19 protein-coding genes are annotated in these 18,269 nt (G+C 30.5%); all 19 read left to right on the forward strand.

Going from position 1 to position 18,269, the window contains the following annotated elements:
* The first annotated feature begins 87 nt into the window (after positions 1–87).
* Positions 88–783: a hypothetical protein gene (locus BFN48_RS01160; RefSeq protein WP_069649049.1), complete on the forward strand. Its 696-nt coding sequence runs from the start codon at positions 88–90 to the stop codon at positions 781–783.
* Positions 784–908: 125 nt separating this feature from the next.
* A complete protein-coding gene (locus BFN48_RS01165; protein WP_069649050.1) occupies positions 909–1,409 on the forward strand; it encodes a 4Fe-4S ferredoxin in 501 nt (166 codons plus the stop codon).
* A gap of 94 nt (positions 1,410–1,503) precedes the next feature.
* The gene (locus tag BFN48_RS01170) at positions 1,504–2,961 is read left to right on the forward strand and encodes an aminoacyl-histidine dipeptidase (RefSeq protein ID WP_069649051.1); all 1,458 of its coding nucleotides are present in this window, start codon (positions 1,504–1,506) and stop codon (positions 2,959–2,961) included.
* 19 nt (positions 2,962–2,980) lie between these two features.
* Positions 2,981–3,304 carry a DUF1292 domain-containing protein gene (locus BFN48_RS01175; protein WP_069649052.1) on the forward strand — a complete coding sequence of 108 codons (324 nt, stop codon included), beginning with the start codon at positions 2,981–2,983 and terminating at the stop codon, positions 3,302–3,304.
* 31 nt (positions 3,305–3,335) lie between these two features.
* Positions 3,336–4,637 carry a M18 family aminopeptidase gene (locus BFN48_RS01180; RefSeq protein ID WP_069649053.1) on the forward strand — a complete coding sequence of 434 codons (1,302 nt, stop codon included), beginning with the start codon at positions 3,336–3,338 and terminating at the stop codon, positions 4,635–4,637.
* A gap of 32 nt (positions 4,638–4,669) precedes the next feature.
* A complete protein-coding gene (locus BFN48_RS01185; RefSeq protein ID WP_069649054.1) occupies positions 4,670–5,506 on the forward strand; it encodes an HAD family hydrolase in 837 nt (278 codons plus the stop codon).
* 69 nt (positions 5,507–5,575) lie between these two features.
* Positions 5,576–5,758, forward strand: coding sequence for a DUF378 domain-containing protein (locus BFN48_RS01190; RefSeq protein WP_278287280.1), 183 nt, complete (start codon positions 5,576–5,578; stop codon positions 5,756–5,758).
* A 520-nt stretch (positions 5,759–6,278) separates the two neighbouring features.
* Positions 6,279–7,574 carry an ATP phosphoribosyltransferase regulatory subunit gene (hisZ, locus tag BFN48_RS01195; RefSeq protein ID WP_069649055.1) on the forward strand — a complete coding sequence of 432 codons (1,296 nt, stop codon included), beginning with the start codon at positions 6,279–6,281 and terminating at the stop codon, positions 7,572–7,574.
* 12 nt (positions 7,575–7,586) lie between these two features.
* Positions 7,587–8,225, forward strand: coding sequence for an ATP phosphoribosyltransferase (gene hisG / locus BFN48_RS01200; protein ID WP_083238723.1), 639 nt, complete (start codon positions 7,587–7,589; stop codon positions 8,223–8,225).
* 2 nt (positions 8,226–8,227) lie between these two features.
* Positions 8,228–9,517 (forward strand): histidinol dehydrogenase, encoded by a 1,290-nt coding sequence (gene hisD / locus BFN48_RS01205; RefSeq protein ID WP_069649056.1) that lies wholly within the window; start codon positions 8,228–8,230, stop codon positions 9,515–9,517.
* Positions 9,514–10,572 (forward strand): histidinol-phosphate transaminase, encoded by a 1,059-nt coding sequence (gene hisC / locus BFN48_RS01210; protein ID WP_069649057.1) that lies wholly within the window; start codon positions 9,514–9,516, stop codon positions 10,570–10,572. Before hisD ends, hisC begins: the two co-directional genes overlap by 4 nt.
* Entirely contained in the window at positions 10,569–11,153 is a 585-nt protein-coding gene (hisB, locus tag BFN48_RS01215) for an imidazoleglycerol-phosphate dehydratase HisB (RefSeq protein WP_069649058.1), read from the forward strand. Before hisC ends, hisB begins: the two co-directional genes overlap by 4 nt.
* Complete coding sequence (hisH, locus tag BFN48_RS01220) at positions 11,153–11,755, forward strand: imidazole glycerol phosphate synthase subunit HisH (RefSeq protein ID WP_069649059.1); 603 nt, start codon at positions 11,153–11,155, stop codon at positions 11,753–11,755. The genes hisB and hisH overlap by 1 nt, the downstream gene beginning before the upstream one ends.
* Positions 11,752–12,474, forward strand: coding sequence for a 1-(5-phosphoribosyl)-5-[(5-phosphoribosylamino)methylideneamino]imidazole-4-carboxamide isomerase (hisA, locus tag BFN48_RS01225; protein WP_069649060.1), 723 nt, complete (start codon positions 11,752–11,754; stop codon positions 12,472–12,474). Before hisH ends, hisA begins: the two co-directional genes overlap by 4 nt.
* A 21-nt stretch (positions 12,475–12,495) precedes the next feature.
* A complete protein-coding gene (gene hisF, locus BFN48_RS01230; protein ID WP_069649061.1) occupies positions 12,496–13,260 on the forward strand; it encodes an imidazole glycerol phosphate synthase subunit HisF in 765 nt (254 codons plus the stop codon).
* Between the two features lie 5 nt (positions 13,261–13,265).
* Complete coding sequence (gene hisIE, locus BFN48_RS01235) at positions 13,266–13,895, forward strand: bifunctional phosphoribosyl-AMP cyclohydrolase/phosphoribosyl-ATP diphosphatase HisIE (protein WP_069649062.1); 630 nt, start codon at positions 13,266–13,268, stop codon at positions 13,893–13,895.
* 100 nt (positions 13,896–13,995) lie between these two features.
* Entirely contained in the window at positions 13,996–15,726 is a 1,731-nt protein-coding gene (locus tag BFN48_RS01240) for a sensor histidine kinase (RefSeq protein WP_242863188.1), read from the forward strand.
* On the forward strand, positions 15,704–16,468 hold the full coding sequence (locus tag BFN48_RS01245; RefSeq protein WP_069649063.1) for a LytR/AlgR family response regulator transcription factor: 765 nt from the start codon (positions 15,704–15,706) through the stop codon (positions 16,466–16,468). Before BFN48_RS01240 ends, BFN48_RS01245 begins: the two co-directional genes overlap by 23 nt.
* A gap of 131 nt (positions 16,469–16,599) precedes the next feature.
* Positions 16,600–18,030 (forward strand): carbon starvation CstA family protein, encoded by a 1,431-nt coding sequence (locus BFN48_RS01250; protein WP_069649064.1) that lies wholly within the window; start codon positions 16,600–16,602, stop codon positions 18,028–18,030.
* Positions 18,031–18,269 lie beyond the last annotated feature (239 nt).

Here is an 18,269-nt window from a genome sequence, read left to right on the forward strand (position 1 = left end):
AAAAGTTTTATAAAAACTTAGGCTTTTAGTCTTTTAATTAGACGAATAGCGAATGACTAAAGACCATAACTACATAGAGGTGATTTAATGAATACAATAGAAATAATAAAAGTTTTGGAACAATTATCTACAAAAATAGAAAAAACAAACTTAATAAATGAAAAGAAAAAAGAAAAATATCTTCAAAACGTAAAGAGTTTGATTAATGAGTATAAAGATATTGAAGTATCCGATAATTTAGAAAATGTTTATACTTCATTAGTAAAAAAAGGCAAGGAGTTATTGAAAGAATTTAGAGTAAATGCAGATTCTAAAGAATTAAATGGTAAGTTAAGTTATTACATAAGGTATTTAAAAGCAGCTAAAGCAGATTTTACTGGGGATACTGATTACATAAACAAGTATTTTAGAGTATATTTATTTACATCTGTTTTATTTCTAGCATTATCACCACAATATTTTGGTTTTGTTTTGCCAGCAGTGTTTTTTATACCTATTTTCTTAGGGGTTAGAGGAATAAAAAACAGGTCGTTAACTGGGTTTAATTTAAGTTTAACAGTAATACCAGTATCTATAATGACATCTTTTATATGGATAAGATATGGATTTTTTGTACTGTTAAATTATAAAGAAGCTGTGAATCAGACTTTAAATTATACTGGCTTATCTCCTACTTTGGCAACTTTATTGACTGTTGTACCTCCTGTTTTAGCAGTTATACTATTAATTCTAGTATTTATTCAATCATATAGAGCAATAAAAGCTAAAGATTTATTTGTATAGAAAATTGAAATAATTACGAAAAAACTTAATTTTAGAACTTCAGATGCAGCTATTGCAACATATATCGAAATATCGTAATATATGGATATATCAATAAAACGATACTGCATCTGGAGGTGTTTGACATGAAGAGTAAATCACATATGAGTTGGTCATGGATTATTATGATTACATTTTTAGTATTATCAATTTTAGATGTGAGGTTTGGAGTTTTCGGTTTTGCTTGTATGGGAGCACCGCTTTATCATGCACTTAGAGGAAGAGGTAAGATACACTGTGTAAAATACTGCCCTAGAGGTTCATTATTAGGTAAATTTTTAGAAAATATAAGTCTAAAGAATAACCTTCCAAAAGGAATGACTACAAAGACTTTTAAAAATATATTGTTATTTGCTATGATAACAGTATTTAGTTTCTCTCTATACCATGCAGGCTTTAATTTTAAGAGAATAGCATTCAGTGTATTTAGGTTTATGAGTATTTCTTTAATTTTAGGGATTATAATGGGAGTAATCTATAAACCTAGAAGCTGGTGCGTGGTATGTCCTATGGGACATGCTACTGGAATGATAAGAGATGCACAAAATAATATCAATAGAAAAAAATTAAAAGAAATAGAGTGCTAATTGGCACTCTATTTTTTTCTGAAAAAAGGATATTTTTAGTCGAAGTATAATTATATTATGTAGGAAGAAAATATAATGAGGAGGGCTGTTTTTTATGAATTACGTTTTAAACAATTTAGAGCCTAAAGCTGTGTTTAAATATTTTGAAGAAATATCTAGAATTCCTAGAGGTTCAGGAAACGAAAGGGAAATTAGCGATTATCTTGTTTCTTTTGCTAAAAAGAATAATTTAGAAGTTATACAAGATGATGCACTAAATGTTATAATTAAAAAGTGTGGAACTTCAGGATATGAAAATTCACCAACTGTTATTTTGCAAGGTCACATGGATATGGTATGTGAAAAAGACAAAGAAATTGAGCATGATTTTGAAAAAGATCCTTTAAAATTAAGAATTGACGGTGATTTTGTAAGAGCAACTGGTACAACATTAGGTGCAGACAATGGGATAGCAATAGCTTATTGTCTAGCAATATTAGAGTCAAAAGAAATACCTCATCCACCACTTGAAGTTGTTTTTACTACTGAAGAGGAAACTGGTATGGGTGGAGCTTCAGCTTTAAATCCTTCAATTTTAAAGGGAAAAATACTTATAAATATCGATTCAGAAGAAGAAGGCAAACTTTTAGTAAGTTGTGCAGGTGGAGTCAGAACAAGAGTTATACTTCCTATAGTTAAAATGCAAGTTGATGAAAAATTAAACGCTTATAGAATCAAGATTAAAGGACTAAAAGGCGGCCATTCGGGTATGGAAATTGATAAAGGTAGAGGAAATGCTAACAAGCTTATGGGAAGAGTATTAAAGGATATACAGAAAACACTAAGCTTTTATTTAGCAAATATTAGTGGTGGAGCTAAAATGAATGCAATTCCTAGAGAAGCTGAGGCTGTTATATTAATTGATCCAGAAAATGAGCAAAAATTAAATGAAAAAATTAAGTGTTGGAATGAAACATTGAGGAATGAATTTAAATCTACTGATCCAGATGTAAATGTGGAGCTTGAAAAATTAAATGATAATATTGATAGTGTATTTTCAATTGAAACAACAGAAAAAGTAGTAGATTTATTGGTTATGATACCAAATGGTATACAAACTATGAGTATGGAAATACAAGGTTTAGTTCAAAGTTCAACTAACCTTGGAGTAGTAGCTGTTAAGGATAATGAAGTAGTATTTGAAAGTGCAGTTAGAAGTTCAGTAAGAAGTTTAAAATATGATATAGTATCTCAAACAGAAACAGTGGCAAAAGCTATAGGAGCTAAGCTTATTACAGAGTCTGACTATCCTGAATGGCAGTATAATCCTAACTCATATATTCGTAAAGTATTTGTTAAAGTATATAGGGATTTATATGGGAAAGAGCCTGAAATTACTGCAATACACGCAGGTTTAGAATGTGGACTTTTTAAAGAAAAGTTAGGAGATATTGATATGATTTCTTTTGGACCTAATATGTATGATGTTCATACGCCAAATGAACATTTAAGCATATCTTCGACTAAGAGAACATGGGATTACTTGTTAGCAGTATTAAAAGAAATAAAATAAAAGATAAAGGAGAATGAAAATGAGTAAAGACAATAAGGAAATAATGTGTCAATGTGGTTGTAATCATGAACATAATCATGAGCATGAACATGATCATGATTATGAGGATTTTCCAAGGATACATCTTGTTTTAGAAGATGATACAGAAGTGGATTGTTTGGTATTAACAACAATGGAGCTAAGAGGCAAAAAATTTGTTGCATTGCTACCAGTAGGTGAAGAGAGAGTTTTACTATATGAATTTAAAGAGACAGATGAAGGAATTGAACTTATTAATATAGAAAGTGATGAAGAGTTTGAACTTGCCTCTAAAGCATTTTTAGAAGAGTTTGGAGACGAATAGTGTAAAAATATTGTTAGGTAGGAGGTAGATTATGACAAAAGAACTAAAGTTAGCACAAGAACTAATAGATTTTATTTATAAAAGTCCAACTCAGTATCATGCTGTAGAAAGTATAAAAGAAATATTAGTTAGTAAGGGATTTAGTGAATTAAAATTGAAAGATAGATGGAATATACAAAAAGGTGGAAAATACTTTGTAACAAAAAATGACTCTGCTTTAATAGCATTTGTAGTAGGAAAAGGAGAGATTGAAAAAGATGGGTTTAAGTTAATAGGTGCACATACTGATGCCCCAACATTTAGAATTAAACCATCACCTGAAATGATAGCGGAAGATAGTTATCTAAAATTAAATACAGAAGTATATGGAGGACCTATTTTAAATACGTGGTTCGACAGACCTTTGTCATTAGCTGGTAGAGTAAGTTTAAAAAGTGATAATCCAATGTATCCAGAAACTAGACTAGTAAATATTAATAAACCGATACTCATAATACCAAATCTAGCAATACATATGAACAGAAAAATAAATGAAGGAGTTTCAATAAACAAGCAAAAAGACGTATTACCTATATTATCTTTAATTAATGATGAATTCGAGAAAGATAATTATTTAATTAAGTTATTGTCAGAATACTTAAATGTAAATCAAGATGATATTATTGACTTTGATCTTTATTTGTATGAATTTGAGAAAGGTAAAATTGTTGGTCTTAATGAGGAATTTATTTCTTGTGGAAGATTAGATGATTTAGCAATGGTACATGCTGGAATAACTGCATTAGTTAATACTAAAAGTTCTAATTCAACAAATGTAATGGTATGTTTCGATAATGAGGAAGTTGGAAGTCAAACTAAGCAAGGTGCAGGATCACCGATGTTAATAAATACTTTAGAAAGAATAGTTTATGCATTAGGAAAAGATAAAGAAGATTTCTTTAGAGCAATTTATAGTTCATTCTTAATATCAGCAGATATGGCACATGCAGTCCATCCAAATTCACCAGAAAAGCATGATCCAGTGAATAAACCAAAAATAAATAAAGGTCCAGTAATAAAGATTAATGCGAATTTAGCATATACTACTGATAGTGATTCTTGTGCTGTATATGAAATGATTTGCAGAAATGCAGGTATTCCTCTACAGAAATTTGTAAATCGTTCAGACGAAAGAGGAGGATCTACTATCGGACCTATTTCATCTAGTCAGCTAGATATACGTTCGATAGATATTGGAAACCCAATGTTAGCAATGCATTCAATAAGGGAATTGGCAGGGGTTTTAGACCATTATTATGTAACTAAATCTTTTGAAGAATATTTCAAACTATAGTGTATTTTACTTAGTATAAATAGGGTGATGTTGTGAATTATAAATTATTGGCTATAGATTTAGATGGCACACTTTTAACTGATGATAAAAGAATGTTAGAAGAGAACAAAAAAGTATTAATTGCTCTATCTAAAAAAGGTTTAGAAATAATAATAGCAACTGGTAGAAGATATTGGTCAGCTAAAAATTTTGCAAAAGAATTAGGTATTGAATTAACAATATTAGCAAACAACGGAAATATTATAAGAAGAATATCAGACGACAGGGTATTAGTTACTAAGTATTTAGAAAAAGAAGACTTTCATCAGATTGTTAAAAAAGGAAGAAGTATTGGACTACATCCAATCCTGCATGTAAATCATTACGAAGAAGGTTATGATTTACTAATAGAAGAAGATGAAGAAGGTAATAAATATTCGAATTATGTTAAAAAGAATATTATTAGGCATAAAAAAATAAAAAATATATTGGATTATGAAGAATCAAAAATATTAGTTATATGTTATGAGAGTAGTTATGAAACTTTGAGAAAATTTGAGAAAAAAATACACAAAGAATGTCCTCGAAAATTTAACACCCATATTTTATTGAATGGTTCAGATATTGGGCCTATACTTGAAATAATGAGCTTAAAAGGGTCGAAATGGCTTTCATTAAGAGATTATGCTAAAGATAAAGGGATTAATGAAAGTCAAATCATAGCTATTGGAGATGATAATAATGATGTTGAAATGGTTAAAAAAGCTGGTTTAGGAATAGCTATGAAAAATGGAACTGATAAAGTTAAAAAAGCGGCTGACATTATTACTAAGAAAACAAATAATGAAGCGGGAGTGGCTCAGGTACTAAAGGAAATATTTAAGATATAGTTTTGTAATATTTTACTATTATTGATAATATGCTTTAATAACAAAATTATTTTGATTGGGGGAATTGGGGTGTTAAAAGCGATAGCTTCAATACTTATTCTATTTGGTGCTATCAATTGGGGACTATATGGATTATTTAATTTTGACATAGTATGCTATATTTTCAAAAGTAAAGATTCTATTTATGCAAGAGTAATTTATACATTAATAGGACTTTCGGGACTTTATACAATTTTATATATAATTTTTTAACCTAAGCTTTAAGCTTAGGTTTATTCTTTTTTTGAAATAGTAAGGTTTAATTTCAGACTGTAGACAAAATAAAATATTTATGAAAATAACGCTCATGCGAAAGAATTTAGAAAAAACTAAATTCTTTCAAGCATTCGCTTTTATAATCCATAAGGAAATTATAATAAAATCTTATATTTTTATAAATATTAATGTTAATTTTATTGAAACTTTGTCTGGCATGCTTGCATGCCAGAGTCGTTATAAACTTTATTAAATCGTAAGTAATTTTAGATATAATTTCCGAAATGGACTTCAACAAAATCCTCTTTGATTTATTTAAATCGAAGATTTTGTTATTTTCATATATTTTTAAAAAAATTAACTTTGTCAACAAGCTTGTTTAATTTCTGCTTTAAAATTTAAATTTTTTTAAAACTTACATAATTCTATTGACGTAATCAAAAAAAAATAGTATCATTTACAGAAATGATTTAATGCGTTAAAGTGATAAATAAATAAAGTGAGGTGTAAAATCTTTATGTTGAGTTTCAAATACCAGACTCCACACGGAGTAAGATATGAACTCTATAATGATTATGAGATTAAAGAGATAATTATAAAGGGCATAAAAGATAATTTTAGAAGTTATGGATATAAACAGGTTTCTACTCCTACAATCGAATATTATGATGTGTTTTCATTAGTCAAAAGTACTGTATTAAAAGATGAAATGTTTAAGTTCATAGATAGCTCAGGAGAAATATTAGTCCTTAGACCTGATGTGACAATTCCTATAGCCAGAATGGTTGCAAATAATTATAAAACGAATAAAGATTATTTTAAGTTTTTTTATGTTTCAAAAGTATTTAGAATGAGTAGGAATCAAAATGGAAAAGAAAGGGAAATTACTCAGGCTGGCATAGAATATTTCGGCAATAATGAACCTGATGCAGATGCAGAAGTAATTGCAATAGCAATCAAAAGCTTACTTAAAAATGTATCGAATTTTCAGATAGAAATAGGCCATACAGATTTTTATAAAGGGTTATTGTCAGAAATAGATATTGATAGAGGAATTCAAGATAAGCTTAAAGGACTTATAGAAAATAAAAACTTTGTAGAAATAGAAAGATTATTAGATAACTTGGATATTAAAAACGAAGTTAAAGATATTATAAAACAGTTACCAGGTCTTTATGGAGAGTTTTCTGATGTTTTAAAAAAGTCAAAAAAAATGTGTCTTAATGACAGAATGGCCAGATCACTAGAAAATCTGGAAGCTGTATATGAGATATTAAATGATTATGGATATAGTCAGTATATATCAATAGATTTAGGATTAATAAACCATTTGGACTACTATACTGGAATTATATTTAAGGGATATATGGCCAATCATGGACAGATTATTTTAAATGGTGGAAGGTATGATAAACTGACCGAGCAGTATGGTCATTGTATGCCGGCAACCGGTTTTGCAATTAACATAGATGAATTGCTTAACGGTATAAAGTCTACTATTAAGAAGCTTGATAAAGGATTTAATACGGATTATTTAATCCTTTATACAAAAGAAAACAGAAAAGAAGCCTTTAAAATAGCAAATTATCTTAGGAATGAAGGCTTAATAGTTGAAACGGATTTATATAAAAATCTCAAAAAACATATAGACTATGCTGAGAGTAATAAAATTAAAACTTTAATTATATATGGTACTGAGAGGTTGAAACTTATTGACATACAGAAAAATAATTGTATGAATATTGATATTGATAATTTTATGAAGCGATTAGATAACAAAGTTAAAAACTATTTTTTAACATCAATACATTAAGGAGGATAGATTGTGGACTACTTAAATATTGCTCTTGCTAAAGGAAGATTAGGAGATAAAGGATATGAAATGTTTAAGAAAATTGGATTAGGATATAGTGAAATGGAAAAAAACTCAAGGAAATTGATATTTACAAATGAGGAAAAGAATGTACGTTTTATATTGGTAAAGGCTAGTGATATTCCGGTATATGTAGAAAGAGGAGCGGTCGACTTAGGTGTAGTAGGGAAAGATATTATTATGGAAGAAGAGAGAGACCTCTATGAAATAGCTGACTTAGGCTTTGGAAAATGCAAATTTGCTGTTGCAGCTCTTCCCGGGTATAAGATAGATAACACCAGAAGACCTTTAAAGGTAGCAACAAAGTATCCAAATATAGCAAAGAAATATTTTTTATCAAAGGGGATACAAATAGATTTAATCAAGCTAAATGGTTCTGTAGAGTTGGCTCCTTTAGTTGGTCTTTCAGATGTAATAGTAGATATTGTTGAAACAGGAAGAACTCTAAAAGAGAATGGATTGGTAGTTGTAGAAGATATGTTTCCTATAAGTGCTAGACTGGTTGCGAATAAGGTAAGCTATAAAATGAAAAATAAGAGTATAAGAGAAATAATCGATAATATACAAATGATTTTTAGAAAGGAGTTATAAGTATGATAAAGATTATAGAAACAGGAGATAGAGAATCGGTAAAATTAATAAAAGATTTGTTAAATAGAAGCCAGCTTGAATTCGGAGAGGTAAACAAAAGTGTAGAAAAAATACTAGAAGATGTTAAAGAAAATGGCGATAAAGCATTATATAAATATACAAAAAAGTTTGATGGTGTAGAATTAGATAATCTTATTGTATCTGATAATGAGATTGATGAAGCATATAATAGCTGTGATTCGAAACTTATTGAGGCTTTGGAGGAGGCTAAAGACAATATCTGGAATTATCACAGTAAACAACTTAACAATTCATGGATATGGAATAAAGATAAGGGAATAATATTAGGACAAATATATAATCCAATTGAAAAGGTAGGTATATATGTACCTGGTGGTACTGCTCCTTATCCGTCAACGGTTCTTATGAATGCCGTACCTGCTAAAGTTGCTGGTGTAAAAGAGATAATTATGGTAACCCCTCCTTCAAAGGACGGAAAAATTAATAAAAATATATTGGCTGCAGCAAAAGTAGCAGGTGTAGACAGGATATTTAAAATTGGAGGTGCGCAGGCAATCGGTGCCTTAACCTTTGGAACGGAGACTATTCCTAAAGTGGATAAAATTGTGGGACCGGGTAATATTTATGTAGCTATAGCAAAAAGGATGGTATACGGATATGTTGATATAGATATGATTGCAGGGCCAAGTGAGATATTGATAATTGCAGATAATAACGCAAATGAAAAATATATAGCTGCCGATATGTTATCCCAGGCTGAACATGATGTACTGGCATCATCCATATTGATAACTACTTCGAAGGAGTTGGCTGTAAGGGTAAGAGATGAAATAGAAAGGCAGGTTAAACAATTATCCAGAAGGGATATTATAGAAAAAGCCTTAAATGATTATGGAGTAATTATAGTTGTTAATGATTTAGAAGAGTCAGTTGAGTTATCAAACAAAATTGCACCTGAGCATTTAGAGTTAATGGTAGATAAGCCCTTTGAATTAGTCAATAGTATTAAAAATGCAGGAGCAATATTTATGGGTGAGTATTCACCGGAACCCTTAGGAGACTATTTTGCTGGTCCAAACCACACTTTACCTACAAGTGGTACTGCTAAATTTTTCTCTCCATTAGGAGTGGACGACTTTTACAAAAAATCCAGTATTATATACTATGACAGAGAAAGTCTTAATAAGTGTAAAAATAAGATTATAAGAATTGCTGAGGAAGAAGGTCTTACAGCTCATGCAAATTCTATAAAAGTGAGGTTTGAAGGATGATAGAGTTACTGGTAAAGAAAAGTATATTGGATTTAAAGCCGTATATACCCAATGATTATGAATATAAGTATAAAATGGATGCCAATGAAAGCCCCTTTAATTTACCTGATAATGTTATGAAAAGTATTATAAAAAACTTACACAACTTAGAATTAAACAGATATCCTGATACAAACAGCAGAGCATTGAGAAGAGAAATTTCAAAATATATAGGTGTAAATTTCAAAAATATAATAGTAGGTAATGGTTCTGATGAAATGATTAATATAATAATCAATACTTTTGCTGATAAAGATGATGTTGTTGTATCTCACTCTCCTACATTTGTAATGTATAGACTTATAAGCAAAATTGCAGGTGTAGAGTATATAGATGTACCTACGGATGAAGATTTTAATGTAGATATAGATGCTTTAATAAAAACTGCTAATGCTAGAGGGGCTAAACTGATATTTTTATGTTCACCCAATAATCCAACAGGAAACCTTATAAGAAAAGAAGAGATTATTAAAGTTGTAAACGAAACCAAAAGTGTTGTAGTTGTCGATGAAGCATATTTTGAGTTTGGAGGTAAAACAATAGTACAGGAAGTAAAAAACTTCAGTAGGCTTATAGTGTTAAGAACATTGTCTAAGGCTTTTGGTGCTGCTGGAATCAGGACAGGCTATCTGGTAGCGGGAGATAAGATTATAGAAAAACTAAATAGCGTTAAACCTCCCTATAACTTAAATACCATATCTCAACTTATAGGGATAGAGTTACTAAGGAATAAGAGTGAGGTTTTAAGCAGAGTTCGATTGGTAAATGAAGAAAGGGATAAATTGTACAATGAAATGAAAAAAATAGACGGAATAAAAGTTTATCCTTCAAGTGCAAATTTTATACTTTTTAGGGTGGATAACGGGAAAAAAGTTTTTGAAGGATTGCTAGATAGGGGAGTAAAGGTAAGATTTTTTAGCGGAAGTAGATTGGAGAATCATCTTAGAGTAACAGTAGGAACTGGAGAGGAGAATAAGGTTTTTATAGATGCATTAAAGGAAGTGATAAAAAAATGAGAACATCGGAAAAAAAGAGAAAAACGATGGAAACAGATATATCTTTAAAACTAAATATTGATGGAGAAGGAAGAGGCAATATAGATACAGGAATAGGCTTCTTCAACCATATGTTGAATCTTTTTGCTAGACACGGATTATTTGATTTAGATTTAAAATGCGAAGGAGATTTATACGTTGATGGTCATCATACCATTGAAGATATTGGTATAGTGATGGGAGAAGCTTTCAAAGATGCTTTAGGAGATAAAGAGGGCATAAAAAGATATGCAAGTGTATTTACTCCTATGGATGAGTGTCTGTCTTTAGTAGTATTGGATATTAGCGGAAGGCCTTATTTGTCTTTCGATGTAAATATTACTAGGGAAATGGTAGGGGATTTTGATACTGAACTTGTAGAAGAGTTTTTTAGAGCTTTTGTAAATAATAGTAGAATTACACTTCATATAAAAATGATAAATAGTGGAAATACCCATCACATGATAGAGTCGATTTTTAAAGGATTTGGCAGAGCATTAGATGTAGCTACTGCTATAGATGAAAGAATAAAAGGTGTAATGTCGACTAAGGGGGTTATATAATGATTGCTATTATAGATTATGGTGTAGGGAACTTAAAAAGTGTATATAAAGCTTTAAAAAAGCTTGGGTTTGAAGCAAAAATTACGGATGATATTTATGATATAAATAATTCGAAGGGAATAATTTTACCGGGAGTAGGAGCATTTAAAGATGCAATGGAAAATCTAAAAGAGAAAAATATAATTTCTTGTATAAAAGAAAATATAGCTTCAGGAAAGCCATTGCTGGGGATTTGTCTTGGAATGCAACTTTTATTTGAAAAGAGCTTTGAGGATGGAGAATGGGAAGGTTTAGGAATTTTATCTGGAGAAGTTGTAAGATTTAATGGAAATTTGAAAGTTCCCCATATGGGATGGAACAGGCTGAAAATAAATAAAGATAACAAGATTTTAAAGTATATTAAGGAAGGAGCTTATGTATACTTTGTACATTCCTATTATGTAAAAACAAAGGATGATAATGTAATATGCCTATCCGATTATGGAAAGAGATTTCCTGCAATTGTTGGAAAGGATAATATATTCGGGATGCAATTTCATCCTGAGAAAAGTGGTAAAACAGGATTAGCTTTACTAAAAGCTTTTGGGGAGATGATTAAATGATAATATTTCCTGCTATTGATATAAAGGATGGAAAGTGTGTTAGGTTAAGACAAGGTCGATTTGATGATGTAACTATATATAGTGACAATCCGGTTGAAATTGCAAAAAAGTGGGAGAAAGAAGGATGTCAATATCTCCATTTGGTAGATTTAGATGGTGCAATTCATGGAATTCCTAATAATTTAGAATTAATTAAGGAAATAGTAAGTTCAGTAAGTATTCCCGTTCAGATAGGCGGTGGAATAAGAAGTAGAAAAACTGTTGACATATTATTGGAATGTGGAGTTGAAAGGGTGATTATAGGTACTCTAGCAGTTAGAAATCCGGAACTTTTAGAACAATTAATAAAAGACTATGGTAATAGAATTGTAGTTTCTATAGATGCTAATGATGGTTTTGTAGCAGTTGACGGATGGATAAACTTAAGTTCTATTAATTCAATCGAATTTGCAAAGGATTTAGAAAGAATCGGTGTAAAAACAATTGTATATACAGATATATCAAAGGATGGAATGATGAAAGGACCTAACTTTAAAGTATATGAGGAATTAAAGAAAAAAGTTAATATTAATATAATTGCCTCAGGTGGAATTAGTAGTGTAGGAGATGTAAAAAAGTTAAAGGAAATAGGTGTTTATGGTTGCATAGTAGGAAAGGCCATCTATAGTGGAGCAGTAAAGATTACTGAGCTACTTAAATATCAGATAATTAAGGATTAAATTGTCAATGGGGGTGCTTAAATGCTTACAAAAAGAATAATACCATGCCTTGATGTTAAAGCTGGAAGGGTTGTTAAAGGGACTAAGTTTAAAAATATAAAAGATGTTGATGATCCAGTAGAGCTTGCTAAATATTATAATGATCAGGGGGCAGATGAATTAGTGTTTTATGATATTACAGCTTCTTATGAAAAAAGGAATATACTTTTAGATGTAGTTGAAAGAACGGCAGAAGAAGTATTTATCCCATTTACAGTAGGTGGAGGTATAAGAACCATTGATGATTTTACTGTATTACTTAGGGCAGGAGCAGATAAAATTTCTATCAATTCAGCTGCAGTAAGAAGCCCTAATTTAATAAAGGAAGCTGCATTAAAGTTTGGGTCACAATGTGTTGTACTTTCAATTGATGCGAAAAGGATGGACGGAAAAGAAAGATGGAATGTTTTTATAAATGGAGGAAGACTTGATACAGGTCTTGATGCAATTGAATGGGCTAAACTTGGTGTTAGATTGGGAGCAGGAGAACTTGTAATAAATAGTATAGATGCTGATGGGGTCAAAAAAGGATATGATATTGAGTTAATTAAAATAATTTCTGAAGAAGTTAATGTTCCGGTCATAGCTTCTGGTGGTGCAGGAAAAAAGGAGGATTTTTATGAAGTGTTATATGAAGGAAAGGCCGATGCTGCATTAGCTGCCTCTGTATTTCATTTTAAAGAGATTCTTATACAGGATTTAAAAAAGTATTTAGATAAAAAAGGCATAGCGGTGAGAAAGGGATGAAATAGATGGAGTTTGTTGAGAAAATAAAGTTTGATTTCAATGGTTTGGTTCCAGCTATAGTACAAGATGTAGAAACTAAAGAAGTTTTAATGCTTGCATATATGAATAAAGAATCTTTGCTAAAGACAATTGAGACGGGTAAAACATGGTTTTACAGTAGAAGTAGAAAAAAATTATGGAATAAAGGAGAAACATCGGGTAATTTTCAAGAGATTGTAGGTATGTATTATGATTGTGACGGTGATTCGATACTTATTAAAGTTAAGCAAAAGGGAGTAGCGTGTCATACAGGGGAATACTCTTGTTTTTACAATAAGATTTTAGAATCTAGAGCTTTAAGTAATAAAGACAATATAGATAAATTTATTAATTATCTATACAAACTGATAGAAGATAGGAAAAATAATCCAAAAGAAGGTTCATATACGAGTTATTTATTTGAAAAAGGTTTGGATAAAATTCTTAAAAAAATAGGAGAAGAAACAAGTGAAGTTATAATTGGAGCTAAAAATAAAAGTAAAGAGGAAGTAATATATGAAGTTTCTGACTTAGTATATCATATTCTTGTTTTGATGGTAGAAATGAGATTAACAGTTGAAGATATTAAAAGAGAGCTTTATAAAAGACATAAATAGGCTTAAGATAAAATATCTTAAGCCTTTATTTTTTCTTGAAACTTATATTTATTTAATAATATAAATGGTATAAAATTAAGTTACAGTAAAAAGTAAAGAGGTGTTTATATTGATACTAACAATACTTACTAGTTTAGTAAATAGAGTCGGAACAATAATAATACTGGCTTTTATTATGTCAAAAATAAATTTATTTAGGAAGCTTGTTACTAAGAGAAATATTAGCCTCTCAGATAAATTTATTCTTTCAATACTTTTCGGAATATTTGGTATAATTGGAACTTATTCAGGTATACCGGTTAAAGGGGCACTGGCAAATTCTAGGGTAATAGGTGTATTTGTTGGAGGACTTTTAGGGGGCCCTTTTGTAGGAATATTATCAGGTATAATTGCAGGATTTCACAGATGGGTTATAGATGTAGGAGGGTTTACAGCTGTAGCCTGTGCAATTTCAACGATTATAGAGGGCATAATGGCTGGGATGTTAAGTGAAAAGTTTTACAAAACCGAAAGTAAATGGTTGTTTTCTTTAGTTATGGGAATTATTGCTGAGACTATTCAGATGATAATAATCCTTATAGTAGCTAAACCTTTTATAGAAGCAGTTAATTTGGTAGAAATAATCGGTATACCAATGATAATTGCTAATTCCATAGGTATAGCGATATTTATTGCTATTACAGAGAGTATATTTAAGGATCAGGAGAGGGCAGCTGCATATCAAGCACAGATAGCATTAAAAATAGCCAATAAGACATTAAAATATTTTAGAAAAGGTTTTAATGCTGAAACAGCACGTGAAACGGCGCAGATAATTTATGAGATGACTGATTTAAAAGCAGTTGCTTTTACAGATAGGAAAAAGATTTTAGCTCATGTTGGAGCTGGTGAAGACCATCATAAAGCCGGTGATAGAATAAAGACTACTATTACAAAGGAGGTAATTAAAAGTGGCAAATATATAGTAGCGAATTCTAAAGAGAAAATTGATTGCGATATTCATAGGTGTGGATTAAAGTCAGCTATTATAGTTCCTTTGAAAGAAAACAATAAAGTAATTGGTACGTTGAAACTTTACAAAACTGATGAGAATTCAATTACTCAGGTTGATATGGAATTGGCCTTAGGATTAGGCTTACTTTTCTCAACACAAATTGAATTAAGTAAAATAGAGTATCAGTCTGAATTACTTGCAAAGGCTGAATTGAAGGCTCTACAGGCTCAAATTAATCCTCATTTTCTATTTAATGCTATAAACACAATAGTATCATTTATAAGGACAAAACCAGATAAGGCGAGGGAGCTTTTATTACATTTAGGTTCATATTTCAGGAAAAATTTGCAGCAGAGTGGAGAGGAGGTTGAACTTACAAAGGAAATAGAACATGTAAAATCTTATCTTGAAATAGAGAAAGCAAGATTTGGAGATAAGTTAAATGTAAAGTTTGATATACCGGATAAAATAACTTGTTTTTTACCTCCTCTAATATTGCAGCCTATAGTAGAAAATTCTATTAAACATGGCATAATGGAAAAACTTGAAGGAGGTACTATAATAATTAAAGCTATTGATGATGAAAAAGAAACAATATTAATTGTAAAAGACGACGGTGTCGGAATGGATGAGGAATATATAAAGCATATCTTTTCTAAAAGAGAGGGAAATGATTCAGTAGGACTTATAAATGTAAATAATAGGCTAAAAAATAAATATGGTGAAGAATATGGTTTGAAAATTGAAAGTGAGCTAGGAGTTGGAACAACTGTAATAATGAGGATTCCTAAAAACTCAAAGGAGGATAGCTTGAATGATAAGGTGCATAATTGTTGAAGATGAAATGCCTGCAAGGGAGGAAATGAAATATTTGTTACAGGAGTTTGATGACATAGACATAGTTGGGGAAGCAACTCATGGATTAGAAGCTATTGAATTAATTCAAAGGTTAAAGCCTGATTTGATTTTTTTAGACATAAAGATGCCTAAGATTAGTGGAATAGAGGTGGCAGAGCATGTTGTGAAAGGTGAATATGTTCCTTTAATAGTATTTGTTACAGCCTTTGATCAGTTTGCTATAAAGGCCTTTGAGGTAAATGCTGTCGATTATTTACTAAAACCTATATCTAAGGAACGACTTAAAAAGGCAATAGAAAAAGTAAAAGAGATGTATTATAGTAAAGCAGATTATGATGATAGGTTAGAAAAACTTTTAAGATTTATAAAGAATGAAAAAAGGAAAGAAATCGGTAAAATATCTGTATATAAAAACGGCAAACTGATACCTTTAGATCCCGGTGAAATAATTTATATTACAGTAGAAGGAAGAAGTACAATTATAGTTTCTACAAAAGGGAAATTTGAATCAAATAATACGTTAAGTCAGCTTGAAAAAAAACTTAATACAAAGAATTTTTTTAGGAGTCATAGAAGTTTTTTAATAAATCTTGATTATATAGAGGAAATTGAGCCATGGTTTAACAGTACATATCGGATTAAGATGAAATATAGCAAAGAAAAGATACCTGTAAGTAGGAGCCAAGTTAAAGAATTCAGAGGGATAATGAATATAAGCTAAATGTAGTTCACACAAGAATATTGCAGTTTAAGAGCGAATATTTGCAATTTAATCCTATTCCCCCTATTTTATTACTACTTAAAGCTATAATAAAACTAAAATAAATAATATTATAATAGGGGGTAGAAAGCATGGTATCATTCTTAACTTCTATCTTAATTTTAGTATTGGGATATTTCACTTATGGTAAATTTGTGGAAAAGGTTTTCGGAGTTGATGAAAAGAGACCTACTCCTGCAGTTGCAATGAATGATGGGGTGGATTTTGTTCAATTAAGCTGGCCGAAAATCTTTCTTATTCAATTCTTAAATATTGCAGGTTTAGGACCAATCTTTGGTGCAATAATGGGTGCCTTATTTGGACCGGCGGCATTTTTATGGATTGTATTAGGTAGTATTTTTGCTGGTGCTGTACATGATTACTTTTCAGGCATGCTTTCAGTTAGACATGAGGGGAAAAGTATTTCAGAGATTGTAGGTATTTATCTAGGCGAGAAAGCAAGAAAGATAATGAGGATTTTTTCAGTAGTATTACTAATACTAGTCGGAACTGTATTCATGACTGGACCCGCTAAGCTTTTGGCAAGTCTTAATTTAGGTGGAATAGGTAGTGCTAGTGTATGGTTAGGAATTATAATTGTATATTATTTCTTAGCCACTATTCTTCCTGTAGATAAGGTGATTGGTAGGATATATCCATTATTTGGTGCAGCTTTATTGATAATGGCAGTTGGAATAGGAGGTATGTTAGTTATTAAAGGATATAACATTCCAGAAATAGCACTAACTAATCTACATCCAAAAGGGTTACCAATTTGGCCTATGTTATTTGTAACGATTGCTTGTGGTGCTATTAGTGGTTTCCACGCTACACAATCACCAATGATGGCAAGATGTATTTCTAATGAAAAATATGGAAGAAGAATTTTCTATGGAGCAATGATTTCTGAAGGTATTATAGCATTAATATGGGCAGCAGCAGCTATGTCCTTCTTTGATGGTGGTATATTAGGATTAAATGAGACTATAGCAAGTGGTGGACCAGGAGCAGTTGTTAAAACTATTTCAAGTAGTTTGCTTGGACCTATAGGTGGGGTACTTGCTATGCTAGGTGTTATAGCAGCGCCTATAACATCAGGAGATACTGCATTTAGAAGTGCAAGACTAGTTATTGCAGATGCATTAGGATTTAAGCAAGGTGAAATTAAAAAGAGATTAATGCTTGCAGTACCACTATTTGCAGTAGGTTTTACTTTAACAAGAATTGACTTTGGAATAATATGGAGATATTTTGCATGGTCAAATCAAACATTAGCAATGATAGTCCTTTGGGCTTCAGCAGCGTATTTAATGATTAATAAAAAGCTACACTGGATTGCTACAATTCCTGCTACATTCATGACAGCAGTAAGTGTAACTTATATACTTCAAGCCCCAGAAGGATTTAGGTTACCTACTACTATTTCATATCCGGTTGGTATAATTGTAGCTGTTATTGCTTTAGTTATATTTATGACTAAATTTAAAAATATTAAGGAGTTAGAAACTGAAGTAGAAGCATAATTTTATATTATAAATAACAAATTTATTAGATAAAGAGATAGCTTTTGTTTACACAAAGGCTGTCTCTTTTTTATAATCCATAGGAAATTATATTCCTTATTAAACTGTGGATAATTTTAAATATAATTTCCGTAATGGATTTCAACAAAATCTTCTTTAATTTATTCAAATCGAAGATTTTGTTCTATTTTTCTTTGATACAAGAATAACAATTTACACATATAATGATAATTGTTATC

The organism is Caloranaerobacter ferrireducens, from assembly GCF_001730685.1.
Lineage (GTDB): Bacteria > Bacillota > Clostridia > Tissierellales > Thermohalobacteraceae > Caloranaerobacter > Caloranaerobacter ferrireducens.